Genomic DNA, 16,486 nt, shown 5'->3' with positions numbered 1-16,486 from the left:
GCTCGGGGCAGACGGTCAGCGCTGGTTCCGGGCGGCGAGCTTCTCCAGTCGGCCGACCATGTCGGACGGCAGCGGCAGGCGGGCGATCTCCTGGGCCAGTTCCCGCGCGCGCTCGGTGTAGGAGGGGTCTGCGAGCAGTTCGGCAACGGCCGAGGCCACCCGCTCCGGCGTGGCCTCCGCCGGATTCAGCGTGAGCGCGGCGCCGTAGTCGGCGATCCGCCGTGCCGGTGCCTCGAAGACCACGGCTTCCGGGATGATGAGCTGGGCCACGCCGGCGTTCAGGGCGGTCAGGGTGGTGGCGCCGCCCGAGTGCTGGACGACCAGGTCGCAGGTCGGCGCGAGGACGTCGAGCGGAATCCAGCCGGCACGGACGCCGGGGATCACCTTGCGCAGTTCGACCGCGAGCTTCTCCGGCGCCGGCATGACGATCTCGACGTCCAGCGGTGCGATGTTCCGCGCCACGGCCTGCAGGAACTCGAAGGTGTGCTCGCGCTCCTTGCTGGCGCGGCTTCCCGAGGTGACGCAGACCCGGCGCCGCTCGCCCTTGGTGAACATCCAGGGCTCCAGCGCGCTCTGCACGTTGCCGGGGAGCCAGCGCATGAGCTCGGCCGGGGCGACCTCGGGCGGGGTGAGGCTGGGCGGGCAGAGCTCGATCCGCAGGTCCGGCTCGGGGAGCCGGTCAAGGCCCAGGGCGTCCAGTTCCGGGCGGAGTTCGAGTTCCGCGCCGCGGTCCTGGATGTTGGAGTCGTCGATGTCCCAGGCCTGGCGTACGTAGGGAATGCCCAGGTGGGCGGCGACCAGCGGGGCCACGTACGACATGGATCCGCCGACTACCAGGTCGGGCGTCCAGCCCTTGGCCATGTCGAGCAGGACGGGGAGCCAGTCGGCACCCATCTGCGCGAACCAGCGGCCGGTGGAAAGAGCCTGCCCTTCCAGGTCGAGAGGGGTCTCCTCCTTGCGGTTCCCCTCGCGGTCCGTGGTGACGTAGTGCCAGATGTCGCGCGAGGTCACGGCGGTGCCGGGGATGCCGGTGCCGGTGACGACCGGCATCATGTCCTGCGTCGAGACCATGATCACCTCATGGCCGGCGCCGCGCAGCGCATGGGCGAGCGGGACCAGGCCGAAGATGGTGGCCGCGCTGCCGCCGGGGATGAACAGGACCTTCATGACTTCTCCTCGGAAGTAACGGGTTCACGGGGGGCCTGCTCGGCCTCGCCGTCCTGCGGCGTGGCCGGATCCTTGATCCGGACGGCCAGCAGGATCAGGAGCAGCACCGTGGCCGCACCGCCCGACGCCAGGTAGCCCGTCTGCACGGAGGTCCTGTCGATCAGCGGGCCGAGGACGAGAGGGGAGGCGAACTGCCCGGCGAAGGAGGCGGTACCGGACAGGGCGGTCGCCTGGCCGCGCAGGGAGGGCGGCGCGGTGTCGCCGATCAGTACGGTGACGGCCGGCATCAGGATGCCCATGCCCAGGCCGAACAGGCCCGAGCCCACGACGATCATCGGGACGTTGCCGGTCAGCCCGAGCGAGGCGAAGGCGAGGACCCAGGAGGCGGCGGTCAGCCGCAGCAGGGGGCCGTAGCCCATCGAGGCCCGGAGTTTGGCGTACGCGAAGCCGATGAGGCTCATGGCGACCGACACGGTGGCGCCGATGGCGGCGACGAGGAACGGCTGCTCCACGCCGATCTCCCCGAGCCGGATGGGGAGGAACACGGCCAGGCCGTAGAGCAGTACGGAACTGACGGCGAACAGCGCGTAGTAGCCGAGCAGTGCGGGGCGCCGGCCGAGCACCGGAAGAATGCGCTCCTTGGGCGCGCCCGACCTGTCGCCGGCGCCCTGGGTGGCCGGCAGCATCAGCAGCGCGGCCAGGCCCAGCGGGATGCCCACGAAGTAGATCGCGAAGGGGGCGTGCCACGAGATGCCGCCGATGGCCCCGGCCAGCAGCGGCCATGTGACGCCGCCGAGGCTGATGGCCGTGGAGCGCCAGCCCATGACGCGGTCGCGCTGCTCCCCCGTGTACAGCGACAGGAGAGCGACCGTGGTGCCCGCGAACACCGCGGCGGCACCGGCGCCGAAGGCGACGCGGGTGGCGATGAGGGCCGCGTAGGAGCTGGTGAACGCCCCGGCGCCGCCGGCGATCCCGTACAGCAGCAGTCCCCAGACCAGCGGGGTGCGGACGCCCCAGCGGTCGATCATCCAGCCGACGACCGGGCTGGCCAGCGCGATGGAGAGTCCGTGGGTGGTGATGATCAGGCCGGCGGCCGTGGCACTGAGTTCGAGGTCGCCCCGGATGACCTCCAGCACGGGGGAGATGACGGCCCCCGCCATGACGGAGAGGGTCGACGCGAGCATGAGGATGGGGAGCACGCCGCTGCGGCCGGTGCTCGTCGGTGCTTTCATGGCGGGGTACTCCCAGGTATCGCAACGTCTTGGGCACGACATACGGGAAACAGCGCCGGGCACCAGTGTGGTGACCGGTGCCCGGAACTTCGTACGGAGCGGGCGCGGCCTCAGCGCAGCTTGTACGTACCCTTGGTGCGGGCCTCTCGCAGCGCCTCGGCCCACCAGGCGACCTGCTTCAGCAGGTTCACGGCCGCGTCCTCACTGCCCGCGGGGCTCGCGGGCTGGCCGTCCTTCTCGAAGTCGCCCCAGGCGTTGTGGAAGCTGAGCATGTCCCGCACGGTCGTGGCGTGGACCTCGGCGAACACCTGGCGCAGGTGCTCGGAGGCGCGCAGGCCGCCGCCCATGCCACCGTAGGAGACCAGGCCGACGGGCTTCAGGGCCCACTCCTCGAAGAACCAGTCGATGGCGTTCTTCAGCGCCGGGGAGACCGTGTGGTTGTACTCGGGGGTGACCACCGCGAAGGCGTCGGCGTCGTGGAGCCGCGCGGAGAGCCGGTCGGACACCGCCTTCGTCGCGTCGTCGGGCTCCTCGCCGAACGCCGGCATCTCCATGGGCAGCGGGAAGTCGACCAGGTCGATGAGGTCGACCGTGAACTCGCCGTTCTTCTTCGCCTGCTCGACAAACCAGTTGGCGACTGTCGGGCCGAATCGGCCGCCGCGTACACTGCCGATGATCACGGCAAGCTTGATGGGGTTCTCCTGCATAGCGAACTCTTCCAATCTTTGTAGCATCCTGCGTGGCCGGGCCGAGAGATTTTGGCCCGATGGGAAAACCGCCGGATTCAGTTACCTTTTACCGGCATGGATGTGACGCCAGGTGCGCGCGCGATCTCTGGAATCCGGATTCCCCCAGCTCAACCGAAACCCAATAATCAGCTTCTTCGACCGGGAATCCGACGTCAAGGGAGTGCGGTTCATATCCCTGTGGGGTTCTACAAATCCTTGTCGTCTACGTCAGAGGAACGTGCGATCCAGGTCAGCCGACGCCCCTCCGGTCACGGAATGAGGCCGAGTTCAGGGACGGGAATGCGCTGATGCGCTGCCTGGGCCGCGGCGGCGTAGCGGGGGTCGGGGCGCAGGCCGTTCTCGCGCAGACACGCCTCGGTGAATTTGATGACGTGTTCGTCCTTGTGCTCCACGGAGCGGGCCACCAGTTCGTGAAATGGCGGGACCTCGGATATCAGTGCGACTTCGAGTGCCGTGTCCTCACCACGACGACCGCCTGTGAAGGAGAGGAGAAGCGCCACATGGAGCTGCCAGACGGCGGCCACCGTCGGCAGATGCATTTCCGTCGGAAGATGGGGCAGGACGATCCTGACGGCGGCCGGAAGCGTCACACCGTGGAGCAGTGGAATGGGATAGATCTCGGTGTGGACGAGATAGAGACCGGCGAACTCGGCCGTCATATCACTCAGGAGCAGCTGCGGGTCCTGCGCGGCGACGGCGTGCAACGCCTCGGTGTACCCGGGGAGTTCGGCGATCCGGCCCAGCCTCTCCCGAGAGGCCACTCGGGCCTTCGGCGGGTGCAGGAAGTCCTCCAGCAGCTCGCGAGGAAGCTCCGCGACGGCCTGCGCCAGGCTGATCGTTCCGTGGAAGTCCGCGTTCCCCGGAAGGCTGCGGTAGCGGGCCGCCCAGTAGGCGAGCCCTCGCGCGAGCTCGGTCAGCTGCGCCCGACTCGGATCCGGGGTGCCGGCCAGGCTGCGCACGGCGTGCGCCGTACGGATCGCGCCGTGCGTGATGCCCGCCAGGAGGCCGGAGATGAGTCGTGGCCACCATCGGACGAGCACGTCGCGCCAGGGAGCATCGGCCAGTTCCCGGACGAAGAGCCGTTCCCAGTCCCCGGCCCGGCCGAAATCTCCCAACGCGGCACACCAGGAGGCTTCGTCCGACGCGTCGAGGGGAAAGGAGGGTGCGGGCCTGTCGTGATGCGGTTTGGTCCGGTAGAGCTCGACCCAGGTGCCGATCTGGTCGCCGTGGCCCAGGACGGCCAGCGTTTCGGCGGCCATCGGGCCGTGGTTGACCAGTTCGCCGCGTTCCCCGCGCTCGTACCCCATGTCGTCCAGGCGTTCCAGCGCTTCGTTGACGGCGTCGAAGTAGGTGACCAAGGGGATCCTCCTGCTGTCAGTCGATGCCACGAAAGATGTGGTGGTCGGGGATGTCCTCGTCCTCGCCGGCCAGGAGGACGGGCCGCCCGGATCCGGTCTCGACGGCAGACCCTCCCGACGCCTCACGCAGACCACCGCGGCCCGCGATCCGGTTCTCACGCGTACGTGTGTGCTCGACGGGCGTCTGCATGCCGGCTGTCCTCTCCTCCGCTGTCGGGTTGTGCCTGCCTGCTCCGCGGCCGGGGCCCGGGCGGTGCCGCGTCCTTCGCCAGAAGGCACTCCTCCAGGAACCCGAGCGCCCTGAGGTGGTAGGTACGGGCCGCCCAGCCGAGGCTGATGTTGTGCCCGGCGTCCGGCTGGAGGTCCACCGTCGTCTTCGCCCCTGACAGGGGATGCCGCAGAGCGGCTATGGCCTCCTCGTCGAACAGCCACCACTGCTCCTGCTCGGCGAAGGTGAAACGCACCGGCACCCGCACCAGGGCCGCGATGCCGGGATACAGCTCCGGCCACAGCGGCCCCTGCAGCGCTTCGGCGGCCGGTACCGGGCAGACCAGCGCGCGGCCGAGCCGGAAGGCATCCGGCGGATAGAGCCGCAGGGCTCCCCAGTGCCGGCGCCAGTCTCCGTGCCTGCCGCTGCCGGGCAGCTGGTGCGGGTCCACGGCGAGGCGGTTGCCGAGTCCGGATATGTCCAAGCCGATCAGGTCGCCACCGCGTTCATCCGCGGCGGCGGCCAGCGCGAGCTTGCCGCCGTTGGAATGGGCCACGAGGAAGAAGCCCGCCCCGGTGTCACGGGTGGCGGCGAAGTCGGCGAGCGCGGCGTGCAGGGTGACCGCCTGGTCGGCCACGGTCTGTCCCTCGGGCAGCTGCGCGAGGGACAGACCGTAGCCGGGGCGGTCGACGGCCAGCACGGTGTAGCCGAGTTCGGCCCCCAGAGCCAGGAGCGAGAGCCCGGGGCGGGACCGGCTGTCGAAGTAGCCGGCCCGCATGCCGCCGCCGTGGATGGCGACCACCACCGCACGCGGCGGCATCGTGGCCGGTTCGGCGAGCAGCGCGGACATCGGCACGCCGTCGGCATCGAGGGTGATCTCGCGGATCTCCGGGACACCGGATGGTGATGGCTGCGCCATGCGATCAGAACTCCTCGTGCACGGAAGGATGGGAAGGTCCGAGGGAGGGGTGACCGGGGAGCGGACAGTCGGTCCTGCTCAGCGGCCCCTGGCGGCGGCCGAAGCTCCACGCGATGCGGCGGCGTACGAGCGTACGAAGGGGTGTCACGGTGTACGACCGCGCGGCCCGGCCGGTGTCGGAAGGCATCGTCGGGGCTGTCTCGAGTCTCGTCATCCGGGCTCTCCGGTGCCCGGCTCGGGGCGCCGCACTCCGGAGCGCCAGCTGCGAGGTGCACGGTGGCCGTGGGCACGGTCGAGGCGCCATTCGGCGGGCGCGGGAACCGGCTCCGCGGTGGCGCTCGGCGTGCCGGACATCCGCATGAGGAGGACCACGGCGAGTGCGGCCATCTCCTCCTCGGTGGGCACACCTTTCTCCACGCGGAAGAGGTGCTCGGCGTCGAGAGCGGGACTGGGGGTAGCGGTGCTCACGTTCTGTGTCCTTTCCGGACGACTCCTGTTTCGGGTCCGTGAGAGCCGGGCCTTCGGACCGGCCGATCGGGCCCCGGACGGACAGACGCCGCCCGCCCGGTACGGAATGGGCGGACGGCGCTGCATCAGGTCGTACCAGGGGGAATCACCTGGCGGTCGTGCTCACATCCAGGGCCTGTCCGGCCCTGATCCGCCGGACAGGCCCTGAGCCCGGGCCCGGACGGCCTGGAGCAGTCGGGCCTGACTGACCATCACCGGGTCGGGGGCCGCTCCGGAGCGCACGGCTCGGGCGAACGCGGTGACCGTGCGCGCCACCTGGTCGTCGGCGGGCAGCAGCGCTTCCCGCGTGTCGCCGCGCCGCTCGACACGGACCCGGGGGCGGTGGTCGGCGGGCGGGGTGAACGCCCGCTCGACGGTGATCCTTCCCTCGCTCCCCCACAGCTCGTACATCGAACGGTATCCGTGGTCGAGGCCGAAGGAGAGCTGGACGCCGACCCCTTCCGGGGCGCGCAGCAGCACCGCGCCCGAGGTGTCCACCGAGTCGGCGGGGCCGTGCGAGAGGGTCGCGCCGACGACGTCGAGCCGCTCGCCCAGGAAGCGCAGGGCGGCCCGCAGCGGGTACACCCCGGTGTCCCACAGGGCGCCGCCGCCGAGTTCGGGGCGGTACCGGATGTCACCGGCGGGCAGCCGGGGAACCGCGAACGCCGCGTGGAAGGCGCGGAGTTCGCCGATCGCCCCGTCGGCCACCAGCTTCTCGACGGCCGCGTGCTGGGAGTGATGGACGAACATGACGTTCTCCATCAGGAACAGGCCGGACTCCGTCGCCAGGTCGAACAGTCGCTCCGTGGCGGCGAGGTCGGTGGTGAGCGGCTTCTCCGCGAGGACGTGCTTGCCGGCGCGCAGCGCCGCCTCGGCCCACTCGGCGTGCAGGGCCGCGGGCAGCGGTATGTACACCGCGTCGATGTCGTCCCGGGCCAGCAGAGCGGCGTAGCCGTGCACCGGGCGGGCGTCGAACCGTCCGGCGAGCTCGCGCGCCCGGTCCGCGTCGCGGCCCGCGACGGCGGCGACCCGCACGCCGGGCGTCGCCGCCATCGCCGGCAGCATGCGGCGGCGTGCGATGTCCGCGCAGCCGAGGACGCCGATCCGCAGGGCGTCCATCAGGCACCTGCCCCGGTCGCGTGGAGGCAGGCGAGCAGGGTGCGGGCCTGGACGTTGACGTAGCGGCCGTGCCTGACCAGGGAGGTCAGCTGGCCGGGCGTGACCCAGCGGTACCCGGCGGGCGGGTCGAGCGGGGCGGTCGCCTCGTCCGCCTCGACCAGCAGGTAGCGGCTCTCCGCGTTGAGGAACCTGCCGCCCTCCTCCGAGTGCAGCGCCTCGTAGCGGATCCGGTCGGGCCCGGCCGCCAGCACCTCGTCGAGGTAGCCGGGGCGGCTGTCGCCGCGCAGGTGGGCGTAGTTGTCGGGGGTGTACTGGACGGTGGGGCCGAGCTCGATGGTGTCGAGGAAGCCGCCCTCGACGCGGGCGTGCACCAGGACGTGCAGCGCCCCGTCGATCCTTCGGGTCAGGAAGGCGGCGACGCCGAGGCCGTACGGCTCGAACAGCGGCTGGGTCCAACCGGAGACCTCGCGGCTGCCCGCCTGGACGGACACCGCGACGACACGGAAGTACCGGCCGTCCTCGTGGTCGATGGACTCCTCGCCCCGCCGCCAGCCGGGGAGCCCGTCAAGCGGCACCCGGCGGGCGCTCACGTCGTGCCGGGAGCGCTCGGCGGTGATCCACGACAGCAGCTCCGTGTCGGAGTGCAGCGCGCCCGTGGCCGCGTCCGGGAAGGGGGCGCAGGCCAGCACCGTACGGGAGTCCATGTTGACGACGTTGTCCCGGTGCAGGAGCTCGCCGATCTGACCGAGGGTCAGCCAGCAGAAGTCCTCGTGGAGCGGTACGTCGCCGACGGCCTCGACGATCATGTTGCGGTTGCTCTTGTGCAGGAACCAGGAGCCGTGCTCGGACTGGAGCACGTCGGCCAGGACCCGGCCCTTGCCGGGCCGGACGAAGTACTCGATGTACTTCACGTCCGAGCCCTCGTGGACCTTGGTGTAGTTGCTGCGGGTGGCCTGCACGGTCGGCGAGAGCTGGAGCAGGTTCCGGTTGCCGGGCTCCATCTTGGCCTGCATGAGAAAGTGCAGGACCCCGTCGAACTCCTTGACCAGGATGCCCAGGATGCCGACCTCGGGCTGCTTGATGATCGGCTGGTGCCACTGGGGGAACGCGCCCCCCTCGTGGGTGACGTGCAGTCCCTCCACGGAGAAGAACCGGCCGCTGCGGTGCACCAGGTTCCCGGTGCCCTCCTCGAACGACCAGCCGTCGAGTGCGTCGAACGGGATCCGGTCGACCCTGAACCGGTGCGCCCTGCGGCGCCCTTCGAGCCAGTCCGGGAAGGCCTCGGTGCTCAGCTGCGCGCCGGCCGTGCTCGCCGCCGACCGGGCTATCCGGTCGGCGATCGCAGCGTCCTCGCGGGGTTGCAGGGCAGTCGGGCCGACTGCGGTCGTGGCGAACGTAGCCGACATGGCGTACTCCTGAGGGTGGGATAAAGGGACATGACGAATGGTCAGGCGGGGTGCCGGGCTTCCGGGGCGCGGTACGGCATGAGCAGTCCGGCCTCCTGGGCCTGCCGCAGCGACATGGCGTTCGAGTCCTTCGGCGACATCAGAGGCGGCTGGGTCCAGCCCCAGGGGAGGGCCAGGTCGGGATCGAGCGGGTTGATGTCGATCTGGGTGCCGGGCACGTACACGCTGGACAGGACATAGGAGATGCACGAGTCGTCGGCGAGGGCGAGGAAGCCGTGGCCGACGCCTTCCGGGACGAAGACCGACCGGCCGGACTCGGGGTCCAGGACATTGCTCGCGGACGCCCCGAAGGTGGGTGAGCCCGGCCGCAGGTCCACCACGAAGTCACGCAGGGCCCCCCGGACGCAGGTGACGAACTTCGCCTGGCCCGGGGGGCTGGTCACGCTGTGGATGCCGCGCAGGGTGTTCTTCTGCGACACCGAGTAATTGATCTGGCGCGGTACGAAACACCGCCCCATGACCCGTTCGAACTCGTCCGCCCGCATTCCTTCGAAGAAGGAGCCGCGTTCGTCCTTACGGAGTTCCGGGGTGACGACGAACACCCCGGGTATATCCAACTCTGCTATGTGCACTGCCGTTCCACATCCCTGTCGACGTCATTTCCTCGGATGTCGCCGCACGGACGTCTGCCAGGAGATGCGGCGCACACGTGCCGCTACGCTCTACTCGTCGAAAGGAAGAAACAAGTGAATTGCCGAAGGATTCACATCAGTTGACGGACGGGTTGCTCGATTTGACGAGCATCTGCAGGAACGCGTCCTCGCTCTGCGCGCCGGAGACGGTGGGGCCGGCGCTGAACGTGAACAGCGGAACGCCCCGCACGCCGAGCCGGCGCACCCGGTCGAGCTCCGCCTGGAGCGCTTCCCCGGCCGGTTCCCGGACGATGACGCCGAGTCCGTCGGCCAGGTCGGCGAGGACGGCCGGGTCACCGATGTTCAGCCCGTCGGTGAAGTGCGCGCGGAAGAGCCGCTCGACGGCCTCCTCCCCCTTGCCCTGCCCGCTCGCCACGGCGATGAGGTGATGCGCGCCGAAGGTGCTGGTGGCGATGGCCCGGTCGTAGTTCAGCTCCAGGCCGTCGTGCACCGCGTCCGCGGCGACCTGGGTGGTGTGCGCGGCAGCCGCCTCGCCGAACACCTCGCGCAGTGCGTCGAGCAGCGGCTCGCCCTCGCCGGTCGCCTCCGGTGCCAGCTGGAAGGGCGAGAAGACGAACTCGACGTCGCCGCCGGACGCGCGGTGCCGGACGACTGCCTTGGCCAGCCTGGTGTATCCGATGTAGGACGCGGCGCAGATGACGTCGAGGACCATCTCGATGCGTACGGGCTGCGGTTGTGCCGGCATGGGGGGCTCCTGTTCGGGGGAGGACGGTGAGGGATCAGTATCGGTGGTGGGTTCGATCACGCCGTGGTGGTCGGCGTCAGACCGCGTGTCCGTCGCCTTCGTCACGCGGCAACCGGAGTGTGCGGCGCTCCAGTTCGGGCACGATGTCGGCCGGGCCGGGCTGGTCGAGGAGGTCCTGGCGGAGCACGGCCGCGCCCTTCCGGAAGCCGGGCTCGGCAAGGATCCGGGCGAGTTGGTCCCGGACCGCCTCCACGGTGAAGCGGGGCGTGTCGACGATGAGGCCGGCCCCGCGCTCCTCGACGTACCGCGCGGTGTCGAGGAAGTCGCCCTGCACGCCGGGGGCGATGAGCTGGGGAACGCTGTGCGTCACCGCGGCCGTGAAGGTGCCGCCGCCGCCGTGGTGCAGGATCGCCGCGCAGCTCGGCAGCAGCAGGGTCAGCGGGACGTAGTCGACGGCCCTGACGTTCTCGGGGAGGGTGCCCAGGGAGGCGAGCTGCTGCGCGTTGGCGGTGACGACCAGTTCGGCGTCCAGCTCCGCGAGCCCTTCGAGGAGGTCACCGAGCGGGATGTGACCTTCCTTGGAGCGCTCCCGGGTGGTGACCCCGAGCGAGACGCACACCCGCGCCCGCTCCGGTTCCTCGAGGAGCCACTGCGGTATCTCCGAGCCGCCGTTGTACGGGATCATGCGCACCGGCACGGTCGGCAGGCCCAGCGGCAGGCTCAGCCGGGGCGGCACCGGGTCGACGGTCCACTGGCCGAGGAGCAGCTCCTCGTCCACCTCGTACCCGTGCCGCTGGGCGAGGGGGCGGACCACACTGGTCAGCGGGTCCTCCCCCGGGGCGAAGAGCGTCCGCGACCAGGCGAAGTAGTCCAGGCCCCACAGCAGGCGGGCGTGCGCCGCGCCGGCGGCCCGCGCGGCGATCGGCGAGGGGATGCACGCGGGGTCCCAGAGCACCAGGTCGGGCTTCCACCGGCGGGCGAACGCGACCAGTTCGTCCGTGAAGGTGACGCCGCCGGGGCCCGGCTCGGCCGGGTAGTAGAAGGGCAGGGCGGGCAGCACCCGGCGGTGGAAGAAGTCCCAGAGGTGTGCCTCGGACGCGGAGGGAACGACGCCGGCCCACGGATCAGGCTGCTCGCTCTCGCTCTCCTCCTCCCCTGCCTTCGGCGTGTGGTCGAGCGGCTCGCCCAGGCCCACCGCGGTGAGTCCGGCCGCCGTGATCGGGCCGACCAGATCCGGCTGGCTGACCACGCAGACGTCGTGCCCGGCGCTCTTGAGCGCCCAGGCCAGCGGCACGACGGGGAACAGATGGGCCGTCGCCGGGAGGATCGTGAACATGACGCGCATCGCGCACTCCTGGGAAATCGATGGTGGGGCTTTGCAGAAGCCGTCCGGGGCGCCGGTGACGAGGTCGGCTCGGTGGTCAGGCCGAGGGCGGGCCGACGCGGGTTGCGGGCGGGGAGACCGCGGCCGCCGCTCTCCGTCCGGGTGGCGACGCGGGAGGTGTCTCGGCGGTCATCCGCGAGACGCCACGAACTCCCGTACCGAGGAGGCGACATAGTCGATCATCTCGTCGGTCAGTGCCGGGTAGACGCCGACCCAGAAGGTGTGCTCGGTGATGATGTCGCTGTTGGTGAGGTCGCCGACGATGCGGTGCGGCTGGTCGATGTAGGCCGGGTGGCGGGTCAGGTTGCCGGCGAAGAGCCGACGGGTGCCGATCTTCCGGTCCTCGAGGAAATCCACCAGTTCCGCCCGCTTGAACGGGGCCTCGGGGTCCACGGTGAGCGCGAACCCGAACCAGCTCGGCTCGCTGCGCTCGGTGGCCCGGGGCAGGATCAGGTGCGGTACGCCCTCCAGGCCGTCGCGCAGCCGGCTCCAGTTGTGGCGGCGGGCGTCGACGAAGTCGTCCAGCTTGTCGAGCTGGGTCAGCCCGAGGGCGGCCTGGATGTCGGTCGCCTTCAGGTTGTAACCGACGTGCGAGAAGATGTACTTGTGGTCGTAGCCCTCGGGCAGCGTGCCCATCTGGTACTTGAACCGCTTGAGGCACTTGTTGGTCTCGCCCGGCTCGCACCAGCAGTCCCGGCCCCAGTCGCGCAGCGACTCCACGATCCGGGCAAGGGCCAGGTTCGAGGTCAGTACGCAGCCGCCCTCCCCCATGGTCAGGTGGTGGGCCGGATAGAAGCTGACGGTCGCGAGGTCGCCGAAGGTGCCGGTCAGCTTCCCGTCGTAGGTCGAACCGACCGCGTCGCAGTTGTCCTCGATCAGGAACAGATCGTGTTCCTCGGCGAGTTGGGCGATCTCCGCGACCTCGAAGGGGTTGCCCAGAGCGTGCGCGATCATGATCGCCCGGGTGCGCGGGCCGATCGCCGCGGCGACCCGGGCGGCGGTGGTGTTGTAGGTACCGAGCTCCACGTCGACGAAGACGGGGACGAGCCCGTTCTGGATGATCGGGTTGACCGTGGTGGGGAAGCCCGCCGCGACGGTGATCACCTCGTCGCCCGGCCTCAGCCGGCGGTCCTCGAGCAGGTGCGAGGTGAACGCCGTCATGGCGAGGAGATTGGCGGAGGAGCCGGAGTTGGTCAGATGCGCCTTGCGGCGCCCCATCTTGCGGGCGAACCGCGACTCGAACTTGCGCGAGCTCGGTCCGGCAGCGATCCGCATCTCCAGGGCGGCCTCGACCAGGGCCGTGCGGTCGCGCTCGTCGAGGACCGCGCCCGCGGGCCAGATCTCGGTGGTGCCGGGGACGAACCTGCCGTCGGGCAGGGTGTCCTGGTGGAACTTGCGGACCTCGTCCAGGGCGATTTCCTTGTGGACGCTCATGACTTCCTCTCGATGACTGTCTGCGTGGTGAGCTCTGCGCGTGCGGCGTCGAGCAGGTCGCTCAGTGAGGTGTCCAGGCCGCGGGCGGGCGACCAGCACAGGACCCGGCGGGCCCGGGTGATGTCGAGCTGCTGCCACTCGGCGTCCGTACGACGCGGGTCGCCCGTGTCCTCGACGATCCGCACCGGCAGTCCGCTCAGCGCGACCAGCCGGTCGATGATCCGGCGCATCGGCCGGGCCGCCCCGCTGCCGATGTTGAGTACCGGGTGGGCCGGGCGCGGAGTCCCGGCCGCCGTGAGAACGGCGTCCACCACATCCCGTACGTCGACGAAGTCACGGTGGGCGCGCAGCGGGGCGAGCCGCAGCTCCACCGGTTCCGCCGCCGCGCCGGCCGCGGCGTGGGCCTCGGCCAGGCGGGCCGCGACCGAGCCGAGCAGGCTGCCGCGGGGGGTGCCGGGGCCGCAGACGTTGGCGAGACGCAGCACGATCGCGTCCAGCTCCTTCGTCCGTACGGCGTCGAGCACGGCCCGGGTGCCGCCGAGCTTGGAGCGCCCGTAGTCGGTGACCGGGGCGGGCTCGTGGTCCTCACGGGTACCGGCGCCGACGGTGCCGGGGCCGTACTCGTGGACGCTGCCGAGGTGGATCAGGCGGGGTCGGACGGGAAGTTCGGCGAGGGCCGCGGCCAGGGCGGCGACGGCGTCGCAGTTGGCCGCGGACATCTCCTCCACGCCGGCCGCCCAGGCCCGGCCGGACGCGTTGACGACGACGTCGGGGCGGACGTCGCGCAGCAGCGCGGCCAGCGGGCCCGGGTCGGCCGCGGTGAGGTCGACCCGGGTGGCGCCGTGGCGGGCGGCCGGGACGACCTGGGCGCCCACGGCGGCGAAGCCGGCCGCGATGTGGCGGCCCAGGAAACCCGTGCCGCCCAGCACGAGCACGGCGGGGGCGCCGGTGTTCACCCGGCCGTCCCGTTGGCGCCGGCCTCGCCCGTGCCGTGCTTGGTGCCCTTCCACCAGTTCGGGTTGTCGTTGTACCAGGCGACGGTGGAAGCGAGGCCCTCCTCGAAGGGGATGCGCGGGGCGTACCCGAGCTCTTCGCTGATCTTCGTCTCGTCGAGCGAGTAGCGCAGGTCGTGCGCCTTGCGGTCGGCGACGCGGCGGACCTTGGACCAGTCGCTCCCGGTCAGCTCCAGGAGCCGTTCGGTGATGGCCAGGTTGGTCTGCTCGTTGCCGCCGCCGACGTTGTAGATCTCGCCCGCCCGGCCCCGGTTGAGGACCAGGTCGATGGCCCGGCAGTGGTCGTCGACGTGCAGCCACTCGCGGATGTTTCCGCCGTCGCCGTACAGCGGGACCTGCTCGCCCTCGATGAGGTTGGTGACGAACAGCGGGATGAGCTTCTCCGGGTGCTGATAGGGCCCGTAGTTGTTGGAGCAGCGGGTGATCGAGAGATTCAGCCCGTGGGTGCGCCAGTAGGAGCGGGCCAGCAGGTCGGAGGAGGCCTTCGACGCGGAGTAGGGGGAGTTGGGCTCGAGCGGCCACTCCTCCGTCCAGGAACCTTCGTCGATGGAGCCGTAGACCTCGTCGGTGGAGACGTGCACGACACGGCGGACCTTGGCGGCGAGGACCGCGTCGAGGAGCCGCTGCGTGCCGGTCACGTTCGTCCGGACGAACTCCTCGGCGGACTCCAGGGACCGGTCCACGTGCGACTCGGCGGCGAAGTGGACCACCGCGTCGTGGCCGGGCAGCAGCCCGCGCAGCAGCTCGGTGTCGCAGATGTCGCCGTGCACGAAGGTCATGCGGGGGTGCGACGCCGGGAGGTTGTCGCGGTTGCCCGCGTAGGTCAACTTGTCGAGGACCGTGACATGGCAGCCCGCCCAGTCCTCGTACCCGTCGTCCAGGAGGGTCCGGACGTAGTGCGAGCCGATGAAGCCCGCACCGCCGGTGACCAGGATCTTCTTCATGCCGCTACCTCGACTCGGGTGTGGTCGCCGACGACCAGCCGGTGATGGACGGTGTCGTGCTCGGCGGGCACCACGGCGGCGGAGCGGCCGATGAGGGAGTTGTGCAGACCGCGCACCTCGGAGACGGTCGCGCCGTCCAGCACGATGGACTGCTCGATGTGCGTGTCGCTGAGCACGCAGTCCTTGCCGATGGAGGTGTACGGGCCGATGTAGCTGTCGGTGACGACCGTGCCGGCGGCGATGACGGCCGGGCCCACGATGCGCGAGCGCACCACCCGAGCCCCCTCCTCGACGACGACCGGACCGACCAGGGTGCTGGTCTCGTCGACCTCGCCCGCCGTGTGCGGCTTGAGGTCGTCCAGGAGGGTGCGGTTGCAGTCCAGTACGTCCTCGACGCGGCCGGTGTCCTTCCAGTAGCCGTCGTACTCGCTGGCCCGGACGTCGGCCCCCTCGGTCACCAGCCACTGGATGGCGTCGGTGATCTCCAGCTCGCCGCGCGGGCTGGGCACGATGGCGTCGACCGCCGCGTGGATGGCGGGGGTGAAGAAGTAGACGCCGGCCAGCGCGAGATCGCTGCGCGGCTCCTTGGGCTTCTCGACCAGCCGCTCCACCCGGCCCTCGGAGTCGAGTTCGGCGACTCCGAAGGCGGTGGGGTCGGCGACCTTCTGGACGACGATCTGCGCGGCGGGGCGGGCTGCGGCGAACTCCTCGGCGATGCGCCGGACTCCCCCGGTGAGCATGTTGTCGCCGAGGTACATCACGAAGTCGTCGTTGCCGAGGAAGGGCCGGGCCAGGCTCACGCAGTGAGCGAGACCCAGCGGCTTCTCCTGCGGGATGTAGGTGATCTTCACGCCGAGAGCCGAACCGTCCCCGAGGACGGCGCTGATCTGCGGCAGCCGGTCGCCCACGATGATGCCGATCTCGGTGACGCCGAGAGCGGAGATGTTCTCCAGGACGTGCTGGAGAACCGGCTTGTTGGCGATGGGGATGAGCTGCTTCGGCATGGAGTAACTGAAAGGCCGCAGACGGGTCCCGGACCCGCCCGACAACACCAGGGCTTTCATCGCAGAATCTTCCTCTCGCCCCTGTTTCGGGGGCATGCTCGAAATTCTTCTTCGCTGGGCGAATACGTGGAGGACCGGGGTCCCGGGGTCACCCGCGCCCTCCTTCCGCGGTCCACTTCACGGTCACGTTCAGCTCCGCCATGCGCCAGCCCTCCTTGGTCCGCTCGGCCCGTACGTCGTAGTGGGCGCCGCCGGTGAAGAGCGGGGCGGATCCGTCGTGCGGGACGTGCACGGCGTGGACGTTGGCGCGTACCGAGGCGTGGTCGCCCTGCGCGTCGACGACGCAGTTGGTGGCGTAGTGCTGGGTGCCCGCCCACATCGCCTTGGGGGCGCTCATGAAACCGGGCAGCCCGTCGATGCCCTGGTGGGTGCCGTTGGGGAGGTTCAGCCGGGCGTCCTCGGTGAGCACCGAGCGGTACCAGTCCTCGGCCAGTGGGGCCGATTCGTCGAGTCCGTAGACGAACCGGTCCACGAGGTCGGCCAGTTGGGCCTGGTCCTCCAGGACGCGCAGTCTCTCCTCCAGATAGGCGGGATCGAGAGTGGAAGGGAGGGAGGTCATACGGGTCTCCTTGTCGTGTCTGCCC

At 70.6% G+C, this 16,486-nt stretch carries 17 protein-coding genes; all 17 read right to left on the bottom strand.

Annotation, left to right across the window (positions count from 1 at the left end; genetic code table 11):
• Positions 1 to 15: 15 nt before the first annotated feature.
• On the bottom strand, positions 16 to 1,167 hold the full coding sequence (locus tag OG361_RS29835; RefSeq protein ID WP_405858398.1) for a glycosyltransferase: 1,152 nt from the start codon (positions 1,165 to 1,167) through the stop codon (positions 16 to 18).
• Positions 1,164 to 2,399, bottom strand: coding sequence for an MFS transporter (locus OG361_RS29830; protein WP_405858396.1), 1,236 nt, complete (start codon positions 2,397 to 2,399; stop codon positions 1,164 to 1,166). The genes OG361_RS29835 and OG361_RS29830 overlap by 4 nt, the downstream gene beginning before the upstream one ends.
• A gap of 110 nt (positions 2,400 to 2,509) precedes the next feature.
• Complete coding sequence (locus OG361_RS29825) at positions 2,510 to 3,106, bottom strand: NADPH-dependent FMN reductase (protein WP_405858394.1); 597 nt, start codon at positions 3,104 to 3,106, stop codon at positions 2,510 to 2,512.
• 290 nt (positions 3,107 to 3,396) lie between these two features.
• The gene (locus tag OG361_RS29820) at positions 3,397 to 4,506 is read right to left on the bottom strand and encodes a questin oxidase family protein (RefSeq protein ID WP_405858392.1); all 1,110 of its coding nucleotides are present in this window, start codon (positions 4,504 to 4,506) and stop codon (positions 3,397 to 3,399) included.
• Positions 4,507 to 4,522: 16 nt separating this feature from the next.
• Positions 4,523 to 4,696, bottom strand: coding sequence for a hypothetical protein (locus OG361_RS29815; RefSeq protein WP_405858390.1), 174 nt, complete (start codon positions 4,694 to 4,696; stop codon positions 4,523 to 4,525).
• Complete coding sequence (locus OG361_RS29810) at positions 4,662 to 5,633, bottom strand: alpha/beta hydrolase (RefSeq protein WP_405858388.1); 972 nt, start codon at positions 5,631 to 5,633, stop codon at positions 4,662 to 4,664. The genes OG361_RS29815 and OG361_RS29810 overlap by 35 nt, the downstream gene beginning before the upstream one ends.
• 210 nt (positions 5,634 to 5,843) lie before the next feature.
• Positions 5,844 to 6,101 (bottom strand): acyl-CoA carboxylase subunit epsilon, encoded by a 258-nt coding sequence (locus OG361_RS29805; RefSeq protein WP_405858386.1) that lies wholly within the window; start codon positions 6,099 to 6,101, stop codon positions 5,844 to 5,846.
• Between the two features lie 162 nt (positions 6,102 to 6,263).
• Positions 6,264 to 7,259 carry a Gfo/Idh/MocA family protein gene (locus OG361_RS29800; protein WP_405858384.1) on the bottom strand — a complete coding sequence of 332 codons (996 nt, stop codon included), beginning with the start codon at positions 7,257 to 7,259 and terminating at the stop codon, positions 6,264 to 6,266.
• Positions 7,259 to 8,665, bottom strand: coding sequence for an NDP-hexose 2,3-dehydratase family protein (locus tag OG361_RS29795; protein ID WP_405858382.1), 1,407 nt, complete (start codon positions 8,663 to 8,665; stop codon positions 7,259 to 7,261). The genes OG361_RS29800 and OG361_RS29795 overlap by 1 nt, the downstream gene beginning before the upstream one ends.
• Before the next feature lie 41 nt (positions 8,666 to 8,706).
• Complete coding sequence (locus OG361_RS29790) at positions 8,707 to 9,282, bottom strand: dTDP-4-dehydrorhamnose 3,5-epimerase family protein (RefSeq protein WP_405858380.1); 576 nt, start codon at positions 9,280 to 9,282, stop codon at positions 8,707 to 8,709.
• Between the two features lie 151 nt (positions 9,283 to 9,433).
• Complete coding sequence (locus OG361_RS29785; protein WP_405858378.1) at positions 9,434 to 10,063, bottom strand: DsbA family protein; 630 nt, start codon at positions 10,061 to 10,063, stop codon at positions 9,434 to 9,436.
• Positions 10,064 to 10,139: 76 nt separating this feature from the next.
• Positions 10,140 to 11,408, bottom strand: a complete 1,269-nt coding sequence (locus OG361_RS29780; protein ID WP_405858376.1) for a nucleotide disphospho-sugar-binding domain-containing protein — start codon at positions 11,406 to 11,408, stop codon at positions 10,140 to 10,142.
• Positions 11,409 to 11,576: 168 nt separating this feature from the next.
• Complete coding sequence (gene rfbH, locus OG361_RS29775; RefSeq protein ID WP_405858374.1) at positions 11,577 to 12,881, bottom strand: lipopolysaccharide biosynthesis protein RfbH; 1,305 nt, start codon at positions 12,879 to 12,881, stop codon at positions 11,577 to 11,579.
• A complete protein-coding gene (locus OG361_RS29770) occupies positions 12,878 to 13,837 on the bottom strand; it encodes an NAD-dependent epimerase/dehydratase family protein (protein ID WP_405858372.1) in 960 nt (319 codons plus the stop codon). Before OG361_RS29770 ends, rfbH begins: the two co-directional genes overlap by 4 nt.
• Positions 13,834 to 14,838, bottom strand: a complete 1,005-nt coding sequence (gene rfbB, locus OG361_RS29765) for a dTDP-glucose 4,6-dehydratase (protein WP_405858370.1) — start codon at positions 14,836 to 14,838, stop codon at positions 13,834 to 13,836. Before rfbB ends, OG361_RS29770 begins: the two co-directional genes overlap by 4 nt.
• Positions 14,835 to 15,902, bottom strand: coding sequence for a glucose-1-phosphate thymidylyltransferase (locus OG361_RS29760; protein ID WP_405858368.1), 1,068 nt, complete (start codon positions 15,900 to 15,902; stop codon positions 14,835 to 14,837). The genes rfbB and OG361_RS29760 overlap by 4 nt, the downstream gene beginning before the upstream one ends.
• Before the next feature lie 88 nt (positions 15,903 to 15,990).
• Positions 15,991 to 16,461 carry a nuclear transport factor 2 family protein gene (locus tag OG361_RS29755; RefSeq protein WP_405858366.1) on the bottom strand — a complete coding sequence of 157 codons (471 nt, stop codon included), beginning with the start codon at positions 16,459 to 16,461 and terminating at the stop codon, positions 15,991 to 15,993.
• Positions 16,462 to 16,486: the final 25 nt, after the last annotated feature.

Origin of the sequence: Streptomyces sp. NBC_00090 (genome assembly GCF_045160815.1) — a bacterium.
Classification (GTDB): domain Bacteria; phylum Actinomycetota; class Actinomycetes; order Streptomycetales; family Streptomycetaceae; genus Streptomyces.
Note: the sequence above shows the minus strand (reverse complement) of the source record. Positions and strands in the feature narration are given on the sequence as shown.

Excerpts from the sequence above, each read along its gene's own strand:
- OG361_RS29795 (WP_405858382.1), bottom strand. The coding sequence starts at position 8,665 with ATGTCGGCTACGTTCGCCACGACCGCAGTCGGCCCGACTGCCCTGCAA.
- rfbB (WP_405858370.1), bottom strand. The coding sequence starts at position 14,838 with ATGAAGAAGATCCTGGTCACCGGCGGTGCGGGCTTCATCGGCTCGCAC.
- rfbH (WP_405858374.1), bottom strand. The coding sequence starts at position 12,881 with ATGAGCGTCCACAAGGAAATCGCCCTGGACGAGGTCCGCAAGTTCCAC.
- OG361_RS29800 (WP_405858384.1), bottom strand. The coding sequence starts at position 7,259 with ATGGACGCCCTGCGGATCGGCGTCCTCGGCTGCGCGGACATCGCACGC.
- OG361_RS29825 (WP_405858394.1), bottom strand. The coding sequence starts at position 3,106 with ATGCAGGAGAACCCCATCAAGCTTGCCGTGATCATCGGCAGTGTACGC.
- OG361_RS29830 (WP_405858396.1), bottom strand. The coding sequence starts at position 2,399 with ATGAAAGCACCGACGAGCACCGGCCGCAGCGGCGTGCTCCCCATCCTC.
- OG361_RS29755 (WP_405858366.1), bottom strand. The coding sequence starts at position 16,461 with ATGACCTCCCTCCCTTCCACTCTCGATCCCGCCTATCTGGAGGAGAGA.
- OG361_RS29780 (WP_405858376.1), bottom strand. The coding sequence starts at position 11,408 with ATGCGCGTCATGTTCACGATCCTCCCGGCGACGGCCCATCTGTTCCCC.
- OG361_RS29815 (WP_405858390.1), bottom strand. The coding sequence starts at position 4,696 with ATGCAGACGCCCGTCGAGCACACACGTACGCGTGAGAACCGGATCGCG.
- OG361_RS29760 (WP_405858368.1), bottom strand. The coding sequence starts at position 15,902 with ATGAAAGCCCTGGTGTTGTCGGGCGGGTCCGGGACCCGTCTGCGGCCT.
- OG361_RS29835 (WP_405858398.1), bottom strand. The coding sequence starts at position 1,167 with ATGAAGGTCCTGTTCATCCCCGGCGGCAGCGCGGCCACCATCTTCGGC.
- OG361_RS29785 (WP_405858378.1), bottom strand. The coding sequence starts at position 10,063 with ATGCCGGCACAACCGCAGCCCGTACGCATCGAGATGGTCCTCGACGTC.
- OG361_RS29810 (WP_405858388.1), bottom strand. The coding sequence starts at position 5,633 with ATGGCGCAGCCATCACCATCCGGTGTCCCGGAGATCCGCGAGATCACC.